The sequence below is a fragment of the Curtobacterium sp. MCBA15_007 genome (genome assembly GCF_001864905.1).
Lineage (GTDB): Bacteria > Actinomycetota > Actinomycetes > Actinomycetales > Microbacteriaceae > Curtobacterium > Curtobacterium poinsettiae.
Window position 1 is genome coordinate 182,268 of sequence record NZ_MJGM01000008.1, and the last position, 2,213, is coordinate 184,480.

Here is a 2,213-nt window from a genome sequence, read left to right on the forward strand (position 1 = left end):
CACCGCGCCTCCTGTCTGTCTGCAGCCCGGCTCAGAACGCGCGGACACGACGAAGGCCGGGTCCCGTCGGGACCCGGCCTTCTGCTTCGTGCGTCAGGCGATGCGCTTGAACGCCTTGTCGACGTAGCGGTCGACCGTGGCGCGCGCTTCACGTGCGTAGCGGTCGATGGTCGCCGTCTGCTCCGCGTCGGGCGCGTACTCGCGGCCCAGCCGTGCGGTGGCTGCGGCGAGGACACCGTCGGTCAACTGCGGGTTGAGCGGCAGGACCGGACCCTGGGTGTGCGTGCCGAAGGAGTTCCCGACGATCGCGCCCTCGACCGGGGAGCCGGCCTGGTTGCCGCCGCCGGAGACGACGTCGGCGAAGGGCGTCACGCCGGCTGCGAGCTCGATGCGGGTGGCGTGGTCCTCGAAGCCGGCAAGACCCTTCGGCGCTCCGGGGAGCAGCGGGTACCGGGTCTCGAGCACGAAGTAGTTCACGCGGCGCTCGGCACCGCGCACGGCACGGGCGTCGAACACACCGAATCCGTCGAGCGGCGCGCCCTCGGTCGGCACGACCTCGTTCGTCGCGAGGTCGAAGCCGCCGCCGACGGCGATGACCGGCACGCCATCGGCCGCGAACGCACGGAGCGTTCCACCGATGCGTGCGACGTCGTCGCCCAGGGAGCGCATGGCGCTGAGCGGTCCGTTGCCGATCACGACGACGTCCGCCGTGGTCGGCAGGTCGTCGCCGGGCGCGTACTCCAGCACCTGCGTGTCGATGTCCGCGGCGGCCGCACGGCGCACCAGGGCCGCGACGTTGCCGCGGTCGCCCGAGACACCCATCTGCCGGGGGTAGACGTGCAGGATGGTCAGCCGGTCGGCCGTCATGCGGTCTTCTCCATGTCCGGGTGGCCGAGGGCCTTGCGGGCGATCATCATGATCTCGTAGTTGACGATGAAGTTCTTCGTCCCACGGGTCGTCGAACCGAGCTGCTCCATGTGCTTGATGGCAGCCTCGACGTCGGGCTCGACCCGGCCGATGCGGACACCGGCATGCTCGAGCGCGATCGCGATCTGCCACGCCTTGTCGCCGGAGACGACGTCCACGTGGCCGAGCTTCGAGAAGTCGATGTCGTAGATCCAGGAGATGTCAGGCGTGCCCTCGTCGATCGCCATGAGGACCTGCTCGGGCTGGTCCGGCAGGGCGTCGAGGTTGAGCTGCAGGCTCGCGGCGTTCTTGAACATCGTGAACTCGGCGGACTCGCCCGCGATGGGGAGCCGCTCGCCACGGCCGTAGGCCGGCTTCATCGTGCCGAAGGCCTTCGTCACGGCGTCGGCGCGGAACTGCGCACCGAGGGCCGCGCTCGCCGTCGCGGTGGCCGCGGCGGCGTCGACCGCGTAGTGCAGGCCGCGGGCGGGCAGACGGACCGGGATCTCGGCGCCGTCGAAGCGGATCGTCGCGCCGTCGCCCGTGTGGGCCACGACCTCGGCGTCGGCGGTGTGCTGGGCACGGTCACCCGCGTCGAACGAGTCGGCGTTCTGCAGGCCGTTCGGCGCTGCGGCGATGACCTCGTCGCTCGCACCGAACCGCAGGACGCGCTGCCCCGGGGTGCCGCTGTAGCCGTCGAGGAACTGGTCGTCGTGGTTCGTGATGACGTTCGCCGTCGACAGTGCAGCGGTGTCGAGCATCATCGTCGCCACACGCTCGGTCTCGAAGAACCGGTACAGCTGGTCGACCTGCACGTTGAGCATCGTCACCGTCGAGGGCGACAGGATGCCGGCGAGCTCCACCGCGAAGGCCTCGTCGACCTCGAGGATGCCGATGTCCGCCTTGAGACGGCCGGTCAGCGAGACCTCGGACAGCAGGGCCGACGCGATGCCCTGCGGCAAGTTCGCGCCCGACGGGTTCGTGAAGACACGGAGCCCGTGGGCCCGGACGATGTCGGAGATCATGTGCGTCGTCGTCGACTTGCCGTTCGAACCGAGTACGAAGACGACGCCGTTCGGGAACTGCTTCGTCACGTGCTGCAGGAAGTCCGGCACGAGCTTCAGGACGATGAACCCCGGGTAGGCGGATCCACCGCCCCGCGCACGGGCGAGGGCACGGAGGATCCGCCCGATCAGGATCGGGATGAAGAAGCGCATGCCGGCTTACTCGAGGTAGTCGCGCAGCGACTGCGACCGCGACGGGTGGCGGAGCTTCGCCATCGTCTTGGACTCGATCTGACGGATGCG

2 protein-coding genes are annotated in these 2,213 nt (G+C 69.8%); both read right to left on the reverse strand.

All coding sequences use genetic code 11. The annotated features are described in order from the left end of the window. Window positions 1-93: 93 nt before the first annotated feature. Window positions 94-867 carry a type 1 glutamine amidotransferase gene (locus tag BIU95_RS05765; RefSeq protein WP_071250862.1) on the reverse strand — a complete coding sequence of 258 codons (774 nt, stop codon included), beginning with the start codon at window positions 865-867 and terminating at the stop codon, window positions 94-96. Then, complete coding sequence (locus BIU95_RS05770; RefSeq protein WP_071250864.1) at window positions 864-2,123, reverse strand: MurT ligase domain-containing protein; 1,260 nt, start codon at window positions 2,121-2,123, stop codon at window positions 864-866. The genes BIU95_RS05765 and BIU95_RS05770 overlap by 4 nt, the downstream gene beginning before the upstream one ends. Window positions 2,124-2,213: the final 90 nt, after the last annotated feature.